We start from the raw sequence: 22,450 nt of genomic DNA on the forward strand, positions 1-22,450 counted from the left end.
GATACCGGATGAGTGTAATTCGGGTAGTCATTGCCGACGACAGCCAAGTAGCCCGCGACGTGCTACGCGATATCCTCAGCCGGGACGATGATATTGAGATCGTGGGTGAAGCCACTAACGGCCGCGAAGCGGTGGAACTGGCCAAACGCCTTTCGCCACAGCTGATCACCATGGATCTCAACATGCCGGTGATGGACGGCCTAAGCGCTATCGAAGAGATCATGTACAGCAAAGGCGTGCCCATCCTGGTGATTAGCGACCGCTCCGATGCGCAAACGGCCTACCAAGCCCTTGAGGTGGGCGCGCTGGAAGTGATGCCTAAACCCGCATTGGAAGGGGCCGACGCGGATCGCCTTTTGGAGCGTGTGCGCCTGCTCGCCGGTGTTGCGGTGATCACTCGCCTGCGGCGGCGCGTTGCAACACCGATGCCCCTACTCGCCATGCCCACCCTGAAAGCTAACCCAGGCGGGGTACCGCGGGATTTCCAACACGTGGTCGCGATCGCATGCTCAACCGGTGGGCCGCAAGCCTTAGTACGCCTGTTGCGAACGCTACCCGCCGAGTTTCCAGCGCCTATTGTGATCGCCCAGCACATCAGCCATGGGTTTATCGATGGCATGGCGCAATGGCTGGCGTCGCTATGTGCCATGCCGGTGAGTGTTGGCCAAGAGGGTGAACAGCTACGCCCTGGACATATCTATTTGTCACCTTCCGAGCGTAATTTATGTGTGACCCCGCGCCACCGCTTTCAGCTGCAATCCAGCCCCGAGACATTTGTCTACCACCCCAGTTGCGATGTACTACTGCAGAGTGTCGCGAAGGTCTATGGCAGTGATGCGATTGGTATTATTTTGACCGGTATGGGCCGCGATGGCGTGAATGGCATGCGGGCTATTTATCAGGCAGGCGGCATTACTTTCGCGCAAGATGAAGCCAGCTCGGTAATTTACGGCATGAATCAGGAAGCCGTTAAAGCGGGCGTCATACAGTATGTATTACCGCTTGATAGCCTTCCGGATCGACTGCTGCGCGATGTGCGTGGCTACTCTTATAGTCGGCCGGAGCCTCTGGCATGAGCGCATTTGCTCCCTTTAAAGCCCTGGTGCATCAGCGCTGTGGTTTACACCTAGAGGGCTTAGCCGAAGCCCGGCTATTCCGGGCGGTGGCCAGCTTACAAGCCTCCACGGGTCTAACCGATACCACCCAGCTCCTGGGGCAATTACGCCGCGACCCGGCGCTATTCGATCAATTTGTCAGCCAGCTAACGGTCAATGAAACCTATTTTTGTCGCGAGCCGGACGCGCTGAACTGGTTGGTCAGCACCTACTTGCCCGAGCGTTTAGCTGCAGAGCAACCGCCGCTCTCTATCTTCAGCGCAGGCTGCTCATCCGGCGAAGAGCCCTATAGCGTGGCAATGATGCTGTTCGAGCGCTTTGGCGAGCGGGCCAAAGCGTTGTTCACCCTCACCGGCGGCGACCTGGATCACCAAGTCCTTACCAAGGCGCGCCAAGCGGTTTATGGGGGCATGGCGTTTCGCGCGCTCTCCCCCGACTTTAAAGCCCGTTACTTTAGCCCTTACCAGGGCCGCTACAAGCTCCACGAATCTCTGCGTCAGTGGGTAACCTTTTGCCCATTTAATCTATTAAACGCCGATGAGAACAGTGCAGGCGGCCCCTTTGATGTAATTCTGTTTCGCAATGTGTCGATCTACTTTGACCAACAGACGCGGCGCCTTATTCATCAGCAGCTTGGCCAGTTGCTGGCCCCGAACGGCATTTTACTCTGCGGCGTCACCGAAACATTGGGTAACGATCTTGGTGTGTTCGAACTGGTCGAAGCCCAGGGCGTATTTTACTTTCGCAATGCAGAGCAACCCGAGGCAGTGCAAGCGCCTCCCCTTCAGCCTCCCTTGCCCTCGATGGGCAACAAAGCTGTTGAGAGTATTCACGTCGGTGAGAGCGCACATAAACAGCTAGCGCTAGCCAGCAGCGCTGATTTAGCGCCTGAAGCACAATTTGAGCCCGCAGCGGAAAATGAACGACCGGACAGCATTACCCAGCAACTGCACACCGCCCATCAGTTGCTCGATCAAAACGCCTTTAACGACGCCGCTGCACTGCTAGAGGCGCTGCTTAAGCAGCAGCCGTGGTTGATCGATGCGCTGGTACTGGCCGGGCTGGTCGCCCGCTGGCAGCAGCAGCCCAATCAGGCCTATGACTATTTCAAGCGGGCCATTTACGTTGCGCCGGAGTGTTGGCCCGCGCACTTCTATTTAGCTGAACTTTATCGCCAGGGTGAACTGACCGACGAGCCATTACAGCGCAAACAGCGCTATGCTGCGGTGGTGCGTTTGCTGACCACCACGCCCACCTCGAATGGTGGGCTAGACACGATCGCCCCGCCGTTACCGCCAGGCGATGCGCGCTTTCTAGCCGAACGTTATCTAAAAGCGGCCAACACCACACTGGCATCGACCAGTACCACACAGGGAGTGGGTTAATATGGCGCTGGATATTCGCCGCTTTATACAGCGCTTTGTGGAAGAGGCCGCCGACCACCTGCCCCGCCTGCGCGAAGGGATCAGCGCATTGGAGCAAGGCCGCGCTGATCGCGAACAGATCAACGAGCTTTTCCGCGCAGCGCATACGCTGAAAGGCTCTTCGCGAATGCTTAAACTGGTGCCGATTACGGCGCTAGCCCATAGCACTGAAGAGCTGCTTAGCGCGCTGCGCGAGGGCACTCTTACCGCAACACCAGCGGTTACCAGTCTGCTCAGCCAGGCGGTTGACGGGCTTTCTGACTTGGTCAGTCGGCTAGCCGACGGGGCGACAGGCGACGACTTACCCGCAGCCGATGAGGCGCTGTGTAGCGCCCTTGAAAATGCTGCTCACGGTCAAACCCCAACCCAGCCCAGCAACCCCGATACGCCCACTTCCACGCCCACGACATCTTCGTCCTCATCAACATCCTCCGCTACGCTGGTGACCGAGAACGAACTACGTCTTAGTGACACCGTGCGGGTTCGCTTGGATCGGCTAGATGATGTTATTCGTTTGATGGGTGAAGTGCTTTCCGGCCACCATCATTTACATGGGTTAGTTGACCAAGCCCGTGAGCTAAGCACCACGCTCCCTACCGAGCAGCAGGCGCCCTTTCACGCCTTTCACCGTGAGTTGAAAGATAGCGTGTTAAGCCACGAGTCGTTGATGAGCGACCTACACGACCGGGCACTGCAAATGCGCATGCTGCCGCTAAGCGTGGTGTTTGACCCTCTCGCGCATATGTCCAGAGAGCTGGCCCAGTCACTTGGCAAACAGGTCGACTGCCGCGTGCGGGGTAGCGAAATCGAACTTGATCGCCAGATGATTGATCGCCTTTCAGACCCGCTTATTCACCTGCTGCGTAACGCCTTGGATCACGGCTTAGAGCTTCCTGCCGAACGCCAAGCAGCGGGCAAACCTTCCCGCGGGCAGCTGATTATCGAAGCCTGGCAAGACGCTGATTGGGTAGTGGTTGAGATGCGTGACGATGGCGCGGGGATCGCACTGGACGCGGTGCGTCAGAAAGCGCTCGCCAAACAGCTGATCAACGAAGAGCAGTTGAATGCACTAAGCGAGCAGGAGACGTTGGAGCTTATTTTTCTGCCAGGCTTCTCTACCAAAAGCATGATCACCGACTTTTCGGGGCGCGGCGTGGGCATGGATGTGGTCAAACGCACCGTGGTGGACGAGCTCAACGGCGACTTGCAGCTTGCCAGCGAACGCGGCAGCGGCACGCGTTTTACCCTGCGCCTGCCGCTCTCGCTGGCGATGATGCGGGTACTGCTGGTCAGCGTCGGCGGTGTCAACCTAGGGGTCACAGCGCCTTACGTATCAGAATTGGTAGAGTGCTCATCACAATCATTCATTGATGCCGCGGGTCAGCGCACGCTGATTTTACGCAACGAATTCGTGCCGGTGGTATCACTTGCCCAACTGCTTGAGCTTCCCACGAAAACTGCCACTACTGATAACACCCTACTGCTGGTCGTCCATCAGCGTCACCAGAAACTCGCCCTGATTATCGATTCACTGATTGATGAACGCGATATGGTGATCAAGCCACTACCCGCGCATCTGCGTTATTTACCCTTGGTCTCGGGCATGGTTTCCATGGGCCGCAATGCGCTGGTCAGTCTGCTGCATGTACCTGCGTTGCTGGAAGCCTCCCGGCATGGAGCCCAACGTCCAAACGAAGAACGCGCAACCTCCGCTCTCGCGAAACGCATTCTGGTGGTCGACGACTCACTGAATACCCGTGAAATAGAAAAAGACGTGCTCGAAGCGTGGGGTTATCACGTCACGCTGGCCGAAAATGGACGTGACGGCTTAGCCAAAGCGCTAGCAGAACCGTTTGATGCGGTACTGACCGACGTTGAAATGCCGGTAATGGATGGTTTTGCGCTGACTGCCCGACTGCGCGAAAATGAGGTTTATCGTTATCGACCGATTATTATCATCACCTCGCGAGAAAAAGAGGCCGATCGCCGACGCGGCATCGAGGTCGGTGCCGACGCCTATATCGTCAAGGGCAGTTTTGATCAAAACAATTTGGTAGAGACGCTCCAGGCCCTATTGGGCTAACGAGAAGCGTTATGAACACAACCGTTAATGACACAACCATCATGAGGTCAAGGAATGCATATCCTGGTCGTAGACGACGATCCGCTTGCCGGGGAAATGACGGCGGCACTGCTCGAGTCTCAGGGTCATGAGCCTCTGCTGGCCAATGACGCGATGGAAGCCGTGGAGCATTTAGACGCGCACAGTGATATCAAACTGATCATCAGCGATATGCACATGCCCCTTGTCAGTGGATTAGCGTTGTTGGCGATGCTGCGCGAGCAAGATAATCACCTGCCGTTTATTTTACTCACCGGGGACACCCCGGATGCAGCCCTACGGCAGACTCCGGGCCTTGACGCCTGTTTGTGTAAAGATGCCGAGCTGGCCTGCAACCTGGAAGCTGCCGTGAAACAGGCTCTCGACAGCTAAGCAACGCTGAATGCGATGGAATGGACAATTGATGGAATGGACCGCCGCTTTCGATCACTCACGTAGGTAGTTTGATGTCTAAGCCCGCCCCTTCGCTGCACGATAAGCTGAACCAGCTGCGTGAGCGTTTTATTGAGCAGCTTCCGTCCCGCTTAGCGCAAACCGCCGAGCTGTGGCAGCAGAGTCGCACGACGAGCGAAGAACAGGCGCGGCTCGCGCCAGAGCTGCACCGCTTCTTTCATAGTTTGAAAGGAACCGGGAGGTCGCTGGGATTTGAGCGGCTTGCCCTACTGGCAGATCAGGCGCAGGAGGCGCTCACTACCTCCCCCACCCGCGCCGATATCGATACGTTTATCAGTCAATTGCTTCTCCAGCTGGGTCACGAACAGCAGCACCTGCGTTCCCGCCACGGTCAACAGCAGGCACTGGCGGCCATACACAGCTTCGAGCTTACCAGCCCGGTTGAACCGCTTAGCAATAAGCGCCAGCGGTTAATCTACCTGTGCGACGATGAGCCAGAGCAGGTCGATCAATTAATCCATCACTTGCGCTGCTTCGGTCATGAAGTCGAGCATTTTATCGACACGGAGACATTCTTTAACGCCGTGCTCACGCGTCGCCCTGACGCGGTGATCATGGATGTGCAGTTCCCCCAGGGCCAGACGGCAGGCACTGAAACCCTGACCAGCTTGAATAAACTGACCGGCCAACCACTCCCCGCCATCGTTTTGTCGGCCCACAGTGACTTTCACTCGCGCCTGAGTGCCGTTCGTGCAGGCTGCGGCGGCTACTTTACCAAGCCGGTAAAGCCACTAGATCTTATGTTGGCAGTGGATGAGCTCACCGCGCCGGCGACGGAAGAGCCGTTGAAGGTGCTAGTGGTGGATGATGAGCCTGAAGCAGCTGCCTACCACGCCTTGCTGCTTGAAGAGGGCGGGATGAGTACTCATCAGGTGCACCATCCCGCCGATGCGCTCAATGCCATGGAGCGCTTTAGCCCTGATTTACTGCTGGTCGATGTGTATATGCCAGTGTGTTCGGGTGAAGAACTGGCGACGATTATTCGTCAGCAGCCGGAATACCTGGGGCTACCGATTATCTATCTCTCCAGCGAAACCGATAGCCAAAAGCAGATTTCCGCCATGTCCGCAGGGGTTGAAGCCTTTCTTACCAAACCCGTACAGCCCGAAGAGCTAGTCTCTGCTGTGCGGCTACGCGCCGAACGCCTACGCTTGCTGCGTTCATTAATGACTCGCGACAGCATGACCGGGCTATATAACCACAGCACTACCACAGAGCTGATCAATAAAACCCTTGCCCAAGCCCACCGCGAAGATAGCCAGCACGCCATGGCAATGATCGATATCGATCACTTTAAACAGGTTAACGATACTCATGGCCACTTGGCGGGCGACCAGGTGATTATCACCTTGGCGAGGCTATTGAAAACCCGCCTGCGGCTATCCGACATTATCGGCCGCTACGGCGGTGAAGAGTTTGTCGTGCTGCTGAAAGACATCTCTGCAGAAAAAGCGGCTACATTAATCGACAGCCTGCGCGAGGATTTTGCACTGGTCGATTTTCATGCCGGTGACGTTCGCTTTCGCTGCACCTTCAGCGTGGGGATAGGTAGTTTCCCCGCGCAACCCTCTACCGAATCCATGCGCTTAAGCGCCGACCAAGCGCTCTACCGTGCCAAGCACCAGGGCCGCAACCAAGTAGTGCTAGCAACGGAGCTAACCGATGACCGCTGAAGATCCCCGCGACGGCGAGGCGAATGACCGGCCGTTGGCCACTCTAAGCTTGAACGATGCGTTAGCGGCGCAAAGCGATAGTGAAACGGTGGTGGATGTTGATGAGCCCACCCAGCAGCTAGTGCTCTTTCGTCTCGATGACCAGCGGTTTGCGCTGCCCGGTAGCGCGGTGAGCGAAATTTTACCCAGCGACCAGCCCGTCTATTATGTACCAGGGCTGCCCGCCTCTACCGAAGGCGTACTGCACCTACGCGGCAAGATTGAGTCCGTTATTAGCCTGCATCAGCTACTCGGTTTACCTACGCCGGAAGCCACCTCTAAGGGTATGATTTTGCTAGTCCGCGCAGCGGGGGTGACGAGTGGCGTGCGTATTGAGCAGCTTGACGATGTCTGCGAGGTCACCCAGAGCATGCTGCAAGCTCCGCCAGAAACGCTTCCCGGCAAGTTGCGCCCGTATGTCAGCGCACTGTGGCAGGTAGATGAGCGCCAAGCGCTTGCCCTGCTTGACCCTGAGACGCTGTTCGACGCCTACCAGCAGGGGTTGGGTTAAGGTGCCCCAGCAACTAGACCAGCATGCGCAGGCCCAGGTTGCGCTGGTGGTGTTTCGCGTAGGGCCTTACCGTGCTGCCCTGGATGCACGCCATGTGCTCGCCATGACGAATCACCCTACGGCATCGCACACAGCCAATGCTCAATCGCTGCTCGACGAAGATGACGACCATGCCCCGCCTACCCGTTGGCTCACCCTGCGTGACGCTCAAACAGCCAGTGACAACCAAAACACTTGGCAACTGGGCGTCAGCGGTGACATTACGCTGCAGCAACTCCCTGCCAACACGCTCTACCCGCTGCCTAAACTGCTGCTTTCCCGCCGATTTTCAACGGCGCTATGCGGCTTAACCTTCGACCAGCAGCAGCTAGTACTGCTACTCGATGCCCGCAAGCTTAATCCTTCGCTTTCTCAGGCCCCTGCTCTTAGCCAGCCAACCACAAACAGCTAATGGAATCGCCCTCGGCTATGTCGCTATTGGCCGGAATCACCGCAAAGGCGTCGGCATTGATACACGACGAAAGCACGCCAGAGTTCTGATCATCAAAGGCCGTCGCCGTTACACCGCTGGGCGAGAACTCAAGCGTTACGCGCATATAGTGCTCACGTGGGCCGGTGGAGGTAGCAAACCCAGCTTTCGCGGTCACCGCTGGCAGTGATGTTAGCGCCGGACAGCCCAGCATTGCGCCCAGCAAGGGGCGTAAAAACAGCCAGGCGCCGACAAACCCCGATACTGGATTGCCCGGCAGGCCAACAAATCGCGCCTGGCTGCCGTCATCGCGGGGTAAGCGGCCGAGCGCTAACGGCTTACCGGGGCGGATCGCCAGCTTCCACATATCGAGCTGGCCAATCGCTTCCAACGCGGCTTTGACGTGATCTTCCTCACCGACGCTCACGCCCCCGGTGGTGACCACCAGGTCTGCTTCAGCAGCGGCGGCCGTTAACAGTGCTACGGTGCGGGCGTAGTCATCCGGCACGCTAACGGTACTCAGCACCTCGGCGCCAAAGTTCTCTAACAGGCGCCTAAGCATCGGCCGGTTTGAGTTGTAGAGTTGACCCGGCTTGAGCGGCGTGCCCGGATCAATAATCTCATCGCCCGTCGAAAGCAGCGCCACACGGGGGCGTCGGCGCACGCTGACCTGGGTAATCCCCTGACCTGCCAAGTGGCCAAGGGCCGCTGCTTCGAGCCGTTCACCGGCGTTGAGCAGCACGGAACCGCTCTTCACGTCGCGTCCTTTACGGCGAACGTTATCGCCAGCTGGTATGTCCTCAGGCATCAGCGCACATTCACCGTCGACCTCGACCCGCTCCTGCATCACCACGCAGTCAGCCCCAGGAGGGATCTCACCGCCGGTAAAAATACGCGCGCAGCTTCCAGGCGCAAGCGCTTTCGCCTGCGTGCCAGCGGCAATGCGTTGACTGATCGGCAGCCACTGCCCGGCATCGGCAGCGCACAAGGCGTAGCCGTCCATCGCGCTGTTATCAAATGGCGGCACATCCAGCTGCGCTGTCACTGTCTCGGCCAGCACACGCCCAGCGGCGGCTTCCAGCGGGATGCTCTCTGCATCTAGTGCGCTGACGTCTGCCAGTAGCGCCTCAAGCGCGGCTGATATCGGCTGCAAATCAGCCATGCTGACCTCGGCCTGGGATGACCAGGTTGGCGAAGTTGCAGGGCTTGTGGCGGCTATCCAACTGCTCGGCCAGAATGCCGTCCCAGCCCGTGCGGCAAGCGCCCGTTGAGCCCGGCAGGCAGAACACGACCGTGGCGTTGGCTAGGCCACCGAGGCAGCGGCTTTGAATAGTGGAGCTGCCGATCTCATCACCGCTTAGCTGGCGAAAGCGCTCACCAAAGCCTTCGATACGCTTATCCAGAAGCACAGAGATGGCTTCAGGCGTAGAGTCGCGGCCGGTAAAGCCGGTGCCGCCTGTGGTGATCACCACCTGCACGTTTGAGTCAGCTATCCAGTTCGCTACTACCGCACGAATGCGGTAAACGTCGTCAGGCACGATACGTTTTTCAGCGAGCGTATGACCCGCGCTGGTGAGGCGTTCCACGAGCGCTTGACCACTGCGATCGGTTTCTTCGGTACGGGTATCAGAAACCGTGAGTACGGCAATAGAGAGGGGCACCATCGGTTCCATGTCGTTACCCTTTCGCTTTTTTTTGTGCGTGGCGAGCCTCTAACGCCGCCAGTTGCTCTGGCGTCGCTTTTCCTTGGTAGTGCTCTTTCCACTCGCTGTAAGGCATACCGTAAACATACTCACGGGCCTCTTCATAGCTGAGGGTTTCATCACGCGCTTCAGCCGCGCTGACCAACCATTTAGATAAACAATTGCGGCAAAAGTCGGCCAGGATCATCAGGTCGATATTCTGGACATCTTTATTATCGTCAAGGTGCTCAAGCAAGCGTCGAAACGCGGCGGCTTCGATTTCCGTGCGTGTGGATTGATCCAACTCATTCATCGCTGACATAACCGTTCCTCTCAATAAAGTGGCTGCGGATTACTAAATAACTTAAAGCGCAGCATAACAAAAGACACCGCCGGAAGGCGGTGTCGAAAGTCTCAATAAACGTTTATCAGCTGGTTCGAGGCGCCGACGGTTCACTACTACCGCCAGATGACTTTCGAGCCGCCACCTCTTCTTCCGATAGCGTTTGATCCTTGACCTCTTCGTACCACAGGTTGTGATGCTCTTTAGCCCAGGTTTCATCTACATAGCCCGTGGTCATACCCTCTAGCGCGCCTTCGGTACCCAGCGTGCCGATATAGATATGGCCTAAGGAGATGGCGGTGAGTCCTAGCGCACCGACTGCGTGGATAATGTTAGCCCACTGCATGGTGTCGCGCCCCTGATTGAAGTTGGGGAAGTCGAGCACAAAGCCACTGGCGATCACGAGAATACCGACCGTCGCCAATATCCAGTACCACGCCTTCTCCCCACCGTTGGCAAAGCCTGCATCCACATGCTTTTTGCCAATCATGCCGCCGCCTTTCTTAAACCATACCCAGTCGTGCTTTTTGGGGATGTTGTCTTTGATCAAGCTGACCAGCAGGATCACCAGCAGAATGCCAAAGATCGGCCCCAAGTAGTTATGCAGCACTTTTGTCGCCGCAATCATCCAGGCCCAAATTCCATCACCAAACAACGGGCGGAACACAAACTTGCCAAACAGCAGCGTCATGCCCGTCAGCGCCAGAATGATAAACAGCGTCGCTACCGTCCAGTGCAGTGCGCGTTTCATTAACGTCCAGCGCAATAGCAGACGCCCCGTGCGCGGCGCCTCAAGTTCCTTACGCCCGACAATGAAGTAGAACAGCGCAATCAGCGACGCCATGCCAAATACCGCAATCAAACCAAACGGCGACACCCAGCGGTTACGAATCTGCCGCCAGGTTTCACCGCTTGAATTGATCAGACTGTAGTTACTGTCAGCGCGTGAATCACGGTAGTTGGGCCCGGTTTCGCCACTACGTACCTGGCGCCACTGATCGGCAGTAATACCAGGAGCAGCGGTGGTCATCTCGCGGTCAGGATCCGCTTGAGCAACGGCCAGTTGCGTGAAGCCGAGACTTAACACCAGAGCAAGCGCCACCAACATAAAGCGCCAAATGCTCTGGGCGAGCCCTTTACCTGAATGCGGCACCCCACCGGGTGCCTGTACAGTCAGCAGGTTCATGACACGCCTCCTTACCCTTTATGGGCAGCATCATAGGCTAGGTTGTCGGCACTGGCCTGAGGGTTATTGGACCAGGCGCCATCTTTGTGGCCGCGATGGACAACGCGCTGGCGGAAGATATCAGCCACGTCTTGAGCATCACCGGCCAGCAGCGCTTTGGTGGAGCACATCTCGGCACATAGCGGCAGCTTGCCTTCGGCAATACGGTTGGAACCGTATTTCTCGTACTCCTCTTCTTTACTTTCGGCCGGGCCGCCCGCGCAGAAGGTGCATTTGTCCATCTTGCCGCGCTCGCCAAAGGCATCCTGCTGGGGAAACTGCGGAGCGCCAAACGGGCAGGCGTAAAGGCAGTAGCCACAGCCGATGCAGAGGTCTTTGTCGTGCAGGACGATGCCGTCATCGGTTTTATAGAAGCAGTCGGTGGGGCACACCGCCATGCAGGGGGCGTCGTCACAGTGCATGCAAGCAACGGAGATGGACATTTCATCCGCTTCACCGTCGTTAAGCGTGACCACGCGACGGCGCTGAATGCCCCACTCGACATCGTTGGCATTTTTACACGCGGTGACGCAGCCGTTGCACTCAATGCAGCGTTCGGCGTCACACATAAATTTCATTTGAGCCATGGTGTTCTCCTCATGCCGATGCGGGATGACTCCCGCACCGTCGTGCTGTCAGGTCGGTCGCGTCTTTTTTTCTAGATTCAGGCGCGCTCAATGCGGCAAATGGTGCACTTGGTCTCTTGCATCAGTGTCACCGGGTCGTAGCCATACGTGGTGGCGGTATTGGCCGCTTCACCAATGATGTACGGGTCCGACCCATCCGGGTAACGGTCACGCAGGCTCTCGCCCTGGAACATGCCGCCAAAGTGGAACGGCATAAACGCTACGTTACGATCGACGCGAGGAGTGACCAGGGCTTTGACCTTCACACGGCCCCCTTCTGCCCCTTCTACCCAAACATCGTCACCATCTTTGATGCTGAGGTCGTTGGCGTCCGCCGGGTTAATTTCGACAAACATCTCCTGCTGCAGCTCGGCAAGCCACGACATGGAGCGCGTCTCTTCACCACCGCCTTCATACTCAACCAGTCGCCCAGAGGTGAGAATCATTGGATACTCGCCGGTGTTGTCGCGATCCTGAATGGTTTTGTACATGGTCGGCAGGCGCATGATGGAGTCAAAGTCGTCCCAAGTAGGGAAGCGTTCAACCAAATCGCGACGCGTGGTGTAGAGCGGCTCACGGTGCTTCGGCACTTGGTCGGGGAAAGTCCAGACCACAGCGCGTGCCTTAGCGTTGCCGTAGGGCGCACAGCCATGCTCAATGGTGACACGCTGGATACCGCCAGAGAGGTCGGTTTTCCAGTTTTTGCCTTCCGCCGCCTGCTTCTCTTCGGCAGTCAGGTCGTCCCACCAGCCTAGATCTTTGAGCAGCTGGTCGTTGAACTCCGGATAGCCGTCGTCGATATCACCACCCACCGGCGCGGAACCTTCCGCTAGAAGGTTGATGCCATCACGCTCAATACCAAAGCGGGCACGGAAGCCCATGCCTCCTTCCATCACCGGTACGCTGGTGTCGTAAAGGTTGGGCGAGCCCGGGTGGCCGAACTCAGGCGTGCCCCAGCAGGGCCACGGCAAGCCGTAGTAATCCCCATCCGCCGGGCCACCCTCTGCACGCAAGTTCTCGAAACTGAACGTGTGCCAGTTTTTCTGGTGCTCTTTAAGGCGTTCGGGGCTTTGCCCGGTATAGCCTACCGTCCACATACCGCGGTTGATTTCACGCAGAATATCGTCGATTAACGGCTCGTCGCCGTTCATCTGGTAGTTTTTCACCAGCTCATTACCAATGCCCAGCTTACGAGCAAACAGGTACATGATTTCGTGGTCGGGCTTGGACTCAAATAGCGGCTCAATCACGCGGTCACGCCACTGAATCGAGCGGTTAGTGGCGGTGACACTGCCGGTAGTTTCAAACTGGGTGGCCGCTGGCAGCAGATACACGCCGTCGCTGCGGTCGTGCATTACAGCGGCAACGGTGGGATAAGGATCAACGATGACCATCATCTCAAGCTTCTGCATCGCTTTCTGCATCTCGACGCCGCGGGTCTGGGAGTTAACCGCGTGGCCCCAGTAGAACATCGCTTTCAGCGCGGTACGCTGGGAGATGTTTTCATCATCCTCAAGTACGCCATCGACCCAACGCGACACGGTAATCCCGGGGCTGTACATGGGCTTACCATCGGCGTATTCGGTATCGTCATAGCGGCCTTTAAGCCACTCATAGTCGAGATCCCACACCTGCGCCCAGTGCTGCCAGGCACCTTCCGCCAAACCGTAGTAGCCCGGCAAGGAATCACAGCCAAGGCCAAGGTCGGTCGCGCCCTGTACGTTATCGTGGCCGCGCAGGATGTTAGCGCCGCCGCCCGCCACGCCGATATTCCCCAGCGCCAGCTCAAGAATGCAGTAAGCGCGGGTATTGTTGTTGCCGGTAGTGTGCTGGGTGCCGCCCATACACCAGACCACACAGCCCGGCCGGTTGTCGGAGAGGCGTTTGGCGACATCGTACATTTCGGCTTCGGGAACGCCGGTGACTTCTTCGACGACGCTGGGCGGAAAGTTGGCGACTTCGGCGCGCACTTCATCCATTCCGTAAACGCGCTGGTTGATGTACTCGTTATCTTCCCAACCGTTCTCAAAAATGTGCCATAGCAGGCCCCAGATATACGCCACATCAGAGCCAGGACGCAGACGCACGTATTTATTGGCTTTGGCGGCAGTACGGGTAAAGCGCGGGTCGACCACGATGATGTCGCAATTATTGCGCTCTTTGGCGATCAAGAAATGCTGCATCGCCACCGGGTGGGCTTCACTAGGATTAGAACCGATAAACAGCATCGACTTACTGTTATGCATGTCATTGAGCGAGTTGGTCATCGCCCCGTAACCCCAAGTATTCGCCACGCCTGCCACGGTGGTGGAGTGACAAATACGCGCCTGGTGGTCGGTATTATTGGTGCCCCACAGCGAAGCAAGCTTGCGCATCAAGTACGCCTGCTCGTTACTAAACTTCGCAGAGCCCAACCAGTAAACGCTGTCTGGGCCGTGCTCTTCGCGCAGCTCAAGCAGTTTGTCACCGATCTCGTTAATGGCGTCATCCCAACTCATACGCTCCCACTCACCGGCCACCAGCTTCATCGGGTACTTGAGGCGCCGCGTGGAGTGACCGTGCTGGCGCAACGAGGCGCCTTTCGCGCAGTGCGCACCACGGTTGATGGGGTGATCAAAAGCGGGTTCTTGCTTCGTCCAAATGCCCTCTTGAACTTCGGCGTAAACGCCACAACCCACTGAACAGTGGGAGCAGATGGTGCGTTTGGTCTCCACCGGCGAGTCCAGCACGGGTGTTTTGTCGGCTGCTTCTGAGCGCTGCATCATGGGCGCACCCATAAAGCCAACGGCGGCCACACCGCCGGTGGCAGCACCGCTGCGTTTGAGGAACTGGCGACGGGAAATACCCAGCCCGGAGGCCTTGGGGGTGTCTGTTTTGCGAGTTAAGCGCATGGCAAATCTCCTGGCATTCCGCCGTCAGTCACGCAGCGAGGCGTAATAAGCACGGACGTGATCAGTCTCACGGTAGTTAACCGTTGGTTTTTCGTTTTTCACCGGGGCAGTGTCAGCCTGTGCCAGAGTGACATGACCGACTGCCGCTGCGGCGCCAGCAGCGGCGGTTCCCAACCCAACGGTCTTCATAAAACGGCGGCGCTCAGGATTGTGTGACGGGTGCATGGGTTTCTCCTCTTGCATGCCTTTATAGCGGGTCTTTTTATGCTGTTTTTTTGATTTTACTGATTTTTTTATGGAGCCTTCGTTAAGGCTCAACAATACGCACCAGCGTATGACCCGCATCAACACTCAAGCGAGCCTCCTCACTCTCCATAAAAGCGCCACCCAACTGCCCCAGCGCTGCATAGAAAGCGGTGTCTACCTGCCCCAGGTCGGCAAAACAGCTGGCCGCCCAAGGGGCTAAATGTTGGCTAAAGAAATAGGCCTGCTCGTGACTAGCTGAGTCAATCAGCATTGCCATCACTTCGCATAGTGCCGCCAAGTGATCTTCTGGGTCACGGGTATGTTCACTACGCACAAAGCCGAGCACCTTCAAATCTTGACGCAGCGCCACCAGCGCCGCTTCCATTAATTCGCCATTGCGGTACCAAGAAGCATACGGCACCACCTCACCCTGAATCACACCGACCAGGAGGCGGAAGTGAGCACGCTGCAGTCCCTCGATGTCGGTCTTCTTGGCGGTGGCTGCCAGCGCATGCCAACACTCGGCCAAACGGCTGCCGTCTTGTTCGATGTCCAGTTCAGCCAACCAATCTAGCAACTCGGCATCTGGAGTCTGGCGTAATAATGTGGCCAATAGCCGGTAAATATCGGCGCGTAGCGCATCCGCTTCTTTAAGCGTGGGCAGTGCATCCGTCATCGGCTTATACCTTCAGTTGCGCGTCGGGATCGCGAATCATGGTTTTCCAGACATCCTTAACGCGGCAGTCTTCACACATTTCCAGACGAATCATCGCTTCGCCAGCAAAGTAGGGGTGGTTGGCCAGCTTCTCTTTAATAGTAGCTACCGTGCTGACAGTAGCAAACGGCTTGCCGCAGTTGATGCATTCAAAGGCTGCTTCTTCGTGACAAATATGGCGCGTTTCGCGAGCCTCCGAGGCCAAGAAGCCGGGCATCAGGGTAATCGCATCTTCGGGGCAGGCTTGTTCACACAAGCCGCACTGCACACAATCCGCCTCAAGGAAACTCAGCGCGGGGGTTTTACCACCTGACTTGAGCGCGGGGGTTGGGCAGTTGCTGACGCAAGCGTGACACAGCGTGCAGGCATCGCGATCCACCTGAATGACGCCGTAGGCAGCGCCCACCGGCATAGCAACCCGCTCGTCGCTGGGGTTACCCAACTCTGCCAACCGCGCCAGCACGCGGTTCAAGCGTGCCCGTTTTTCGGGCTCAGGTAGACTAAGTGGCGCCTCAGTCAGTGGAGTAAGCGCCGGAAGCGCGTCGCGAGCGGCGTGGTCGGCTACCTCAATCAATGTTACACGAGCGCAATCATGACCCAGCGCTTCCAGCAAGGCATGTGCCTGGACGACTTGATCAGTCAAAAAGGTGCTCAAGCGGGCAGGCATATCAGGGTGCAGCTGGATACGCACTTCAGCGGCACCGGCAGCCAAGGCGGTTAGCCACTGGTCGTGACCTGCGGCTCCCAGCTCTTCTAACGGTGCGTCGATGATATGGCCTGCGGGCACTACACCCGCAGCGCGCTCGGCATCTTGTGAGTCATGGGTAATAAAACGCAGCACCGGCACCTGACCACCGGCTTCACGATAGGCTGCCAGCCAAGCGGATAGGGTGTCTTGCTGGCGGCGCGTTTCCGGTAGACGAAATTCAATAGCGCCCGTAGGGCAAGCGCTGGTGCAACTGCCTACGCCTTGGCAGAGGAAGGGATCAATCTCGATATGGGACTCAATCCGCCCCTGAATGCTGGAGATGGCATCCGCCGGGCAAACATCCAAACAGCGGGTACAACCAATATTACCGCTGGTGGAGTGGGCACACAGATCACTGTTGACTTGAAAATAGCGCGGCTTATCGAATTCGCCCACTAGCCCCACAAAATCGTCGAGGATATCGCTGCGCTGCTCAACGTCCTGCCACTGCAGTACTACATAGCCTGGAGGCGGCAGCTCCCAGCGCTGGGTATGAGAAGTTGGAGCAAGGTCAAGGATTAAGTCAAAGCCGTCGCGCTCAATCAGTGCGCGAGCAATATCCAGCGGCGCATCTTCATCGTCAAGCTGAGCGCTAAAGGCGCCCAGATAGCCATTGATACGCAGTTGGCTGAGTTGCCTCTGGGTCAGCGTCTGGGTGACCAGCGGTTCGCTAGACCTGAGAGGATCGACAGTGTCGTTTCCTGGGCTATTCGCGTCAGACTCAGTGACAAGTAGCGTCAGCGATGCCAAGCCGCGCCCCTGTAGAGCGCGAGCGGCAGGCTGAACGTCGGCTTCAGTACCTATTAACAGCGCATGACCACGGCTGTGATAGGTCACATTGGCAGGCGTTAGGTTAGCTGGCCACGAGACACGTCGGCGTACCGTTTCCCGAGCCTCGGCATTACGCTGGTCGTCTATCGACGCCAGTTGGATTCGTTGGTTCATGCGCTCTCACGGTCAGGGAATCATTCTTATTATAATTTTGAGTTATATTATTTAACTATTGTGGCATAACAATGCGTTGAAGCTAAGTTCAGCGTATGGCGAAATTCGATATTTGCCAACCTAATTACCGTCAACGCTGCCAACGCTAGCAACTAAATAAATGCTCAACCCATTGATTTCTATATACTAAGTAATAATGTCATAATTTGGTATGAGTGTCAGATAAATAATCAGACTGGTCGTCTAGTGAAGGCTCTTTTACAACGTTGTTACTGGCCGTGCAGGGTGCGGTGTGCTCTTCGTCTGCAGCTGTCGATGGCTCACTGGCGGCCACTTCAGCCGGAGACTCGGTACTGCCCTCGTCTACTGGCTTATCAAGCGCCTCTTCCACTTTATGCGTCCAGCGGCGCAGTTTACCGGCGAGATCTGCCGCCATCGGTTTCAACAGCTTATTGTAGTCGGCGTCGTAGTCATCCAAGCCATCGCGCACGTTGTAGTTACCGGTGGCCCATAGGCGTTTTAATGCTTGTCGGCGTAAAGGGCCGCTAACGCCCGGCGCCATATACGCACTGAAATCGCTGCCTGCTTCCAGCGTGTCAGGGTCTGGCAAGGTATGGTCGAGGCTGCCGGGTTCTGGCTCCTCGGCTGACGTTGCCAGGGGTTGGTCATTCTTAGCATTAGGTTGCTCGGCCTCATTATGAAGCACTGCCTCCTGGTCAGCAGATGCCTCATCTAAGGGCTTAGTATCTGGTGAAGAGGACGCATCGGCGTCCTCTTCTTTTTGCACATGGCGCTTTAGTCGCGACCAGCGTTCCAGGCGACTCATTACGGCTGCTCCTTGGAGGGCGTGTCTTTGGCGCGCCCAGCCCCTTTGCGTTTTTTCTTGCGCATTTCCATTGGCGCTTCCCCATGGCGTGCCAGATAACTCTCGAGCCAGACCTGAATGGCCATTGGCATCGGTGCTTCGAGCACCTGTTGCTCGCCATCCATCCAACCAGCCGCAACGTCCTGGCTAGCGGTAATCGCATCCGGCTGGGGTGTTTGTCCGGTAAAGCCTGCTCGCACAAACAGTCGCGGAGTAGTCGACGTTAGATTGAAACGATAGGCAGCACGCTCGGTCATCGACAGCTGCAGGTTAAGGACATTATCACCCTGATCGCCCAGCGTTAGCTCAGCAATGCGCCACTGTGTCAGTGTAAAACGCTTCACCTGCTTGGGCTCAGCTACCAAGGTAATACTGATAGGGCGTAGGTTATCGCTCATATTTTAAAAACCCTGCACCTTGCATGGATGACATGTGGAAAAATAGCACTTAGAAAATAGTACTTAGAAAAATCGCACTTATAAGGATAGCGCTTGAATGGGTAGACAAGTAAGCATCCCCAGCGCCATCATCGTCAACCCTGTCGTTTTGCGAGAACTATTTCGCGAGGATTACCATGCCCGCCCTTCAGCCTGCCCTTCAGATAAGCCGAGCCCGCTTACCGGCCACCACCGAGATCAGCATCGTTGATGAATATGGCGATGCGCGTCAGCAGGCCATCGCCGCTGAACGAGCACTCACCGTGTATCTCAACAAACGTGAAATCGTCACGCTGATGACGCTGGGCGATGACCCTGAAGCGCTGGTGGTGGGCTATCTACGCAATCAGGGGCTACTGCGTGCCGCGGCTGATTTAGCCGCCGTGCAGGTCGATTGGGAAGTAGAAGCCGCGGTCGTCATTACACGCCACTTGCCCGAGGATTTAGAGGCGCGCTTAAGCACTCGCACGGTGACGACCGGCTGCGGCCAGGGCACGGTCTTTGGTAAACTGCTCGACCAAACCGCTCTGACGGCGCTTCCCGATACGCCGTTAGCACAATCCACGCTCTATCAACTGCTGCAAAATCTCAACGCCTATAATGAGACCTACCGCAGCGCGGGCGCCGTTCACGGCTGTGCGCTTTGCCGCCAAACCGAGGTGCTCGACTTTGTTGAAGACGTGGGGCGGCACAATGCGGTGGATACCCTGGCCGGGCGCCAATGGTTGCAACAAGCCGACAGCGCTGATGCCGATATTTTCTATACCACTGGGCGACTGACATCTGAGATGGTACTCAAAGTGGCGCAAATGGGCATTAGCGTGCTGGTTTCACGCTCCGGTGTGACCCAAAAAGGCGTCGAGCTGGCTGAACGCTTCGGCGTGATGCTGATTGCCCGCGCCAAAGGCCGCCACTTTCAGGCGATTAATACTCAGAATCGCTTGGCGCTGGATGCGATACCTAATCGACCATCCCAGGCCCGTTCATCTAAAGAGGCAAGCTCATGATTCCCACTCACGAACTCACCGGCATGATTCTCGCGGGCGGCGAAGGGCGCAGAATGGGTGGCCGGGATAAAGGGCTTGAGCCGTTCGCGGGCCTGCCATTAGTCGGCCATGTCGTAAAACGCCTTGAAGGCCAAGTAGCCGAGCTGCTGATTAACGCCAACCGCAATGCTGACGCCTACCGCTTCTTCGCCGATCGCGTGATTGCCGATGAAGAAGGCGGCTTTAAAGGCCCACTGATGGGTATTTACAGCGGCCTACGCGCGGCAAAAACGCCTTGGTTACTAGTCGCCCCCTGCGACTCCCCCGCCCTGCCTGACGATCTAGTCGCGCGCATGGTGGCAGGGATTGGCGATCATGATATCGCCGTGGCCTTTGACAGCGAACGGCTGCATCCAGTGGTTGCCCTGCTACGCACTTCGCTGGCAGATGATTTGGCCGCTACACTTTCCGAAGGCGAACGCAAGATTGACCGTTGGTACGCCCGCCATGCGTGGTGCAAGGTCGACATGTCGGATTGCCCCGATGCGTTTGCCAATCTTAATACCGAAGAAGAGAAACTGCGTTTGGAAAGTCTGCTGGCAGCCGCCTCAGGGAAGGTGTTGACATGACGCTCTCCTGCTTTGACCTTGGTGAGCAGATGCTTAGCGTGGATGAAGCGCGCCAGGCACTCGCCACCTTGATTGAACGCCCGCTGGGCAGCGAACAGATTCCGCTAGCGCAGGCTCACGGCCGTCGGTTGGCTGCGGCCATCCAGGCCCCCATTAACGTGCCGCAAAATACCAATGCGGCCATGGATGGCGTAGCGCTCGCCTTGGCTAAAGAAGGTGTTGGGGCTAAGCAAACCCATTGGCCGCTGGCCGGTGAGGTGTTGGCCGGGCAGTATCGCAGCGAATTAGTACCTGCCGGTCACTGTGTGCGCATCACCACCGGTGCCCCGTTGCCGCCGGGCACCGATACCGTGGTGATGAGTGAACAGCTGCGCGAACCATTAGATGATAAGCCTGCGCATGTGATTATTGAGTCGCCCGAGCTTCTCAAGCACGGCCAACATGTTCGCCAGGCCGGTGAAGATATTGCCACTGGCGATACGGCGCTGCCTGCGGGAGCAAGGCTCGATGCCGCCTCGATGGGACTGTTAGCGTCATTGGGTTATGCAGAGGTTAGCGTGTGCCAGCGCCCCAGAGTGGCGATTTTTTCCACCGGCAATGAAGTCACGCCCCCCGGCGAACCACTACCCAAGGCCGGCATTTACGATGCTAACCGCTTCACGCTGACTGGCTTACTCACCGAGCAGGGGGCCGAGGTGATCGATCTGGGCATTCTGCCGGATGACTTAAACGCGACCCAAACGGCGCTTAAGCAAGCCGCCGAACAGAGCGATCTAGTGATCACCAGCGGCGGCGTGTCAGTGGGTCAGGCCGACTTTACTCGCGCTGCACTGGAACAACTGGGCCGCCTGGCTTTTTGGCGCGTGGCACTGCGCCCAGGGCGCCCCATGGCCTGCGGCTGGCTGGGCGAATCGCGCACCCCATTTGTCGGCTTGCCCGGAAACCCGGTCGCTGTCATGGTAACCTTTGGCCAGTTTGTGACACCGCTGCTGGACCGTCTTCATGGACAGCCCATGGCGCTACCCTATCGCCTGCATGCGATCGCCGATAACCTGTTAAAAAGTCGCTTAAAGCGTACTGACTTTATTCGCGGCGTTTACCATACTGATGAGAATGGACAGCTACACGTGCGCAGTACCGGCGCTCAGGGTTCGGGTATTTTAACCTCGATGGTGGCTGCTAACTGTTTGATTGAGCTTGCCGATGACCAAGACGGCGCACAACCAGGCGAGGTAGTCAGCATACAACCACTTACGGGATGGCTATGACCGAGCAACGACACGCTAATCCACAGCGATCTGCCCAGCCAGACACTGACCAGCAACTGATCGACGACTTTGGTCGGCGCATTAGCTATGTGCGTATCTCGGTCACCGATCGCTGCGACTTCCGCTGCGTGTACTGCATGAGCGAGGAGATGACGTTCCTGCCCCGCGCCCAGGTACTCACACTGGAAGAGCTGGCTATGGTCGCCCGCGCCTTTACCGAACTCGGCGTGGAAAAAATTCGCCTGACCGGTGGTGAGCCGCTGGTGCGCCGTGATATCACCCAGTTGGTCGATGAAATCGGCGCGATGCCAGGCCTTAACGATTTCACCATGACCACCAACGGCGCCAGCCTGCGCAAACACGCCAAGCAGCTGTACGCTGGCGGTTTACGCCGGCTAAATATCAGCCTGGATTCGCTGGATGCCGAACGCTTCAAGCAACTCACCCGCACCGGTGATTTAGCCAAAGTCATCGACGGTATTCATGCCGCTCAGGAAGCAGGCTTTAAGCGTATCAAGCTTAACGCGGTGATCTTGAAAGGGCGTAATGACGACGAAGTCATCGACTTGGTCACTTTTGCCCGCCGGGAAGGCCTCGATATTAGCTTTATCGAAGAGATGCCGCTGGGCGATGTTTCCGATCACTCTCGGGCGGAAACCTTCTACTCCAGCGATGACGTTCAGACGCTGATTGAATCACGCTACCCGCTGATCCCCACGACAGAAACCACCCCAGGGCCCTCGCGCTACTTCCGGATGGCGGATAGCGACAGCCGGGTTGGGTTTATCTCACCGCATAGTCACAACTTTTGCGATACCTGCAACCGGGTGCGGGTGACCGTGGAAGGCCGCCTGCTGCTTTGTTTAGGCAATGAACACTCGGTGGATCTGCGTGCCGTGCTGCGCCGTCATCCCGGCAATATGCAGGCACTGAAAGAGGCGATTATCAACGCCCTGCCGCTAAAGCCTGAGCGCCACCACTTCACCACCGATGGTGATGTTCAGGTAGTACGCTTTATGAACATGACAGGGGGCTAGG

The 22,450-nt window shown here is 57.2% G+C and carries 22 protein-coding genes; 11 read left to right on the forward strand and 11 right to left on the reverse strand.

The window, feature by feature from the left end; genetic code table 11:
- Positions 1 to 8: 8 nt before the first annotated feature.
- From cheB to ACXUPB_RS18440, 7 genes are all read left to right on the forward strand, one after another.
- The gene (gene cheB / locus ACXUPB_RS18410) at positions 9 to 1,076 is read left to right on the forward strand and encodes a chemotaxis-specific protein-glutamate methyltransferase CheB (protein WP_472953863.1); all 1,068 of its coding nucleotides are present in this window, start codon (positions 9 to 11) and stop codon (positions 1,074 to 1,076) included.
- Positions 1,073 to 2,500: a CheR family methyltransferase gene (locus ACXUPB_RS18415; RefSeq protein ID WP_472953866.1), complete on the forward strand. Its 1,428-nt coding sequence runs from the start codon at positions 1,073 to 1,075 to the stop codon at positions 2,498 to 2,500. The genes cheB and ACXUPB_RS18415 overlap by 4 nt, the downstream gene beginning before the upstream one ends.
- Position 2,501: 1 nt before the next feature.
- Positions 2,502 to 4,622 (forward strand): hybrid sensor histidine kinase/response regulator, encoded by a 2,121-nt coding sequence (locus tag ACXUPB_RS18420; protein WP_472953868.1) that lies wholly within the window; start codon positions 2,502 to 2,504, stop codon positions 4,620 to 4,622.
- A 54-nt stretch (positions 4,623 to 4,676) separates the two neighbouring features.
- The gene (locus ACXUPB_RS18425; protein WP_472953869.1) at positions 4,677 to 5,033 is read left to right on the forward strand and encodes a response regulator; all 357 of its coding nucleotides are present in this window, start codon (positions 4,677 to 4,679) and stop codon (positions 5,031 to 5,033) included.
- Positions 5,034 to 5,107: 74 nt separating this feature from the next.
- Positions 5,108 to 6,787, forward strand: a complete 1,680-nt coding sequence (locus ACXUPB_RS18430) for a diguanylate cyclase (protein ID WP_472953870.1) — start codon at positions 5,108 to 5,110, stop codon at positions 6,785 to 6,787.
- Complete coding sequence (locus ACXUPB_RS18435) at positions 6,777 to 7,337, forward strand: chemotaxis protein CheW (protein WP_472953872.1); 561 nt, start codon at positions 6,777 to 6,779, stop codon at positions 7,335 to 7,337. Before ACXUPB_RS18430 ends, ACXUPB_RS18435 begins: the two co-directional genes overlap by 11 nt.
- Before the next feature lies 1 nt (position 7,338).
- On the forward strand, positions 7,339 to 7,788 hold the full coding sequence (locus ACXUPB_RS18440; RefSeq protein WP_335596685.1) for a hypothetical protein: 450 nt from the start codon (positions 7,339 to 7,341) through the stop codon (positions 7,786 to 7,788).
- On the opposite strand, the gene ACXUPB_RS18445 is transcribed toward ACXUPB_RS18440, so the two are convergent.
- The 11 genes from ACXUPB_RS18445 to ACXUPB_RS18495 all read right to left on the reverse strand — a co-directional run bounded on the left by ACXUPB_RS18445 (position 7,763) and on the right by ACXUPB_RS18495 (position 18,490).
- Positions 7,763 to 8,968 (reverse strand): molybdopterin molybdotransferase MoeA, encoded by a 1,206-nt coding sequence (locus ACXUPB_RS18445; protein ID WP_472953873.1) that lies wholly within the window; start codon positions 8,966 to 8,968, stop codon positions 7,763 to 7,765. The two genes, ACXUPB_RS18440 and ACXUPB_RS18445, sit on opposite strands and share 26 nt — an antisense overlap.
- On the reverse strand, positions 8,961 to 9,479 hold the full coding sequence (moaB, locus tag ACXUPB_RS18450) for a molybdenum cofactor biosynthesis protein B (RefSeq protein WP_008959358.1): 519 nt from the start codon (positions 9,477 to 9,479) through the stop codon (positions 8,961 to 8,963). The genes ACXUPB_RS18445 and moaB overlap by 8 nt, the downstream gene beginning before the upstream one ends.
- 4 nt (positions 9,480 to 9,483) lie before the next feature.
- On the reverse strand, positions 9,484 to 9,810 hold the full coding sequence (locus ACXUPB_RS18455) for a DUF1244 domain-containing protein (protein WP_472953874.1): 327 nt from the start codon (positions 9,808 to 9,810) through the stop codon (positions 9,484 to 9,486).
- 106 nt (positions 9,811 to 9,916) lie between these two features.
- Positions 9,917 to 11,017 (reverse strand): formate dehydrogenase subunit gamma, encoded by a 1,101-nt coding sequence (locus ACXUPB_RS18460; protein ID WP_472953875.1) that lies wholly within the window; start codon positions 11,015 to 11,017, stop codon positions 9,917 to 9,919.
- Positions 11,018 to 11,028: 11 nt separating this feature from the next.
- Complete coding sequence (gene fdh3B, locus ACXUPB_RS18465; RefSeq protein WP_022521832.1) at positions 11,029 to 11,643, reverse strand: formate dehydrogenase FDH3 subunit beta; 615 nt, start codon at positions 11,641 to 11,643, stop codon at positions 11,029 to 11,031.
- A 77-nt stretch (positions 11,644 to 11,720) separates the two neighbouring features.
- Positions 11,721 to 14,573, reverse strand: coding sequence for a molybdopterin-dependent oxidoreductase (locus tag ACXUPB_RS18470; protein WP_472953879.1), 2,853 nt, complete (start codon positions 14,571 to 14,573; stop codon positions 11,721 to 11,723).
- Between the two features lie 24 nt (positions 14,574 to 14,597).
- Positions 14,598 to 14,798, reverse strand: a complete 201-nt coding sequence (locus ACXUPB_RS18475) for a twin-arginine translocation signal domain-containing protein (protein WP_052703719.1) — start codon at positions 14,796 to 14,798, stop codon at positions 14,598 to 14,600.
- 82 nt (positions 14,799 to 14,880) lie between these two features.
- Positions 14,881 to 15,495: a TorD/DmsD family molecular chaperone gene (locus ACXUPB_RS18480; RefSeq protein ID WP_035561143.1), complete on the reverse strand. Its 615-nt coding sequence runs from the start codon at positions 15,493 to 15,495 to the stop codon at positions 14,881 to 14,883.
- A 4-nt stretch (positions 15,496 to 15,499) separates the two neighbouring features.
- On the reverse strand, positions 15,500 to 17,227 hold the full coding sequence (locus tag ACXUPB_RS18485; RefSeq protein WP_472953882.1) for a 4Fe-4S dicluster domain-containing protein: 1,728 nt from the start codon (positions 17,225 to 17,227) through the stop codon (positions 15,500 to 15,502).
- A 199-nt stretch (positions 17,228 to 17,426) separates the two neighbouring features.
- Positions 17,427 to 18,053 (reverse strand): DUF3306 domain-containing protein, encoded by a 627-nt coding sequence (locus ACXUPB_RS18490; protein ID WP_472953884.1) that lies wholly within the window; start codon positions 18,051 to 18,053, stop codon positions 17,427 to 17,429.
- Entirely contained in the window at positions 18,053 to 18,490 is a 438-nt protein-coding gene (locus ACXUPB_RS18495) for a DUF3305 domain-containing protein (protein ID WP_008959349.1), read from the reverse strand. Before ACXUPB_RS18495 ends, ACXUPB_RS18490 begins: the two co-directional genes overlap by 1 nt.
- Positions 18,491 to 18,666: 176 nt before the next feature.
- On the opposite strand from ACXUPB_RS18495, the gene ACXUPB_RS18500 reads away from it, so the two are divergent.
- The 4 genes from ACXUPB_RS18500 to moaA are packed head-to-tail and all read left to right on the forward strand — an operon-like array spanning position 18,667 to position 22,449.
- On the forward strand, positions 18,667 to 19,536 hold the full coding sequence (locus ACXUPB_RS18500; protein WP_472953886.1) for a formate dehydrogenase accessory sulfurtransferase FdhD: 870 nt from the start codon (positions 18,667 to 18,669) through the stop codon (positions 19,534 to 19,536).
- Entirely contained in the window at positions 19,533 to 20,144 is a 612-nt protein-coding gene (gene mobA, locus ACXUPB_RS18505) for a molybdenum cofactor guanylyltransferase MobA (protein ID WP_472953888.1), read from the forward strand. Before ACXUPB_RS18500 ends, mobA begins: the two co-directional genes overlap by 4 nt.
- Complete coding sequence (gene moeA / locus ACXUPB_RS18510) at positions 20,141 to 21,412, forward strand: molybdopterin molybdotransferase MoeA (protein ID WP_472953889.1); 1,272 nt, start codon at positions 20,141 to 20,143, stop codon at positions 21,410 to 21,412. The genes mobA and moeA overlap by 4 nt, the downstream gene beginning before the upstream one ends.
- The gene (gene moaA / locus ACXUPB_RS18515) at positions 21,409 to 22,449 is read left to right on the forward strand and encodes a GTP 3',8-cyclase MoaA (protein WP_045812066.1); all 1,041 of its coding nucleotides are present in this window, start codon (positions 21,409 to 21,411) and stop codon (positions 22,447 to 22,449) included. The genes moeA and moaA overlap by 4 nt, the downstream gene beginning before the upstream one ends.
- Position 22,450: the final 1 nt, after the last annotated feature.

It is taken from the genome of Vreelandella sp. DA03-1M, assembly GCF_055725665.1.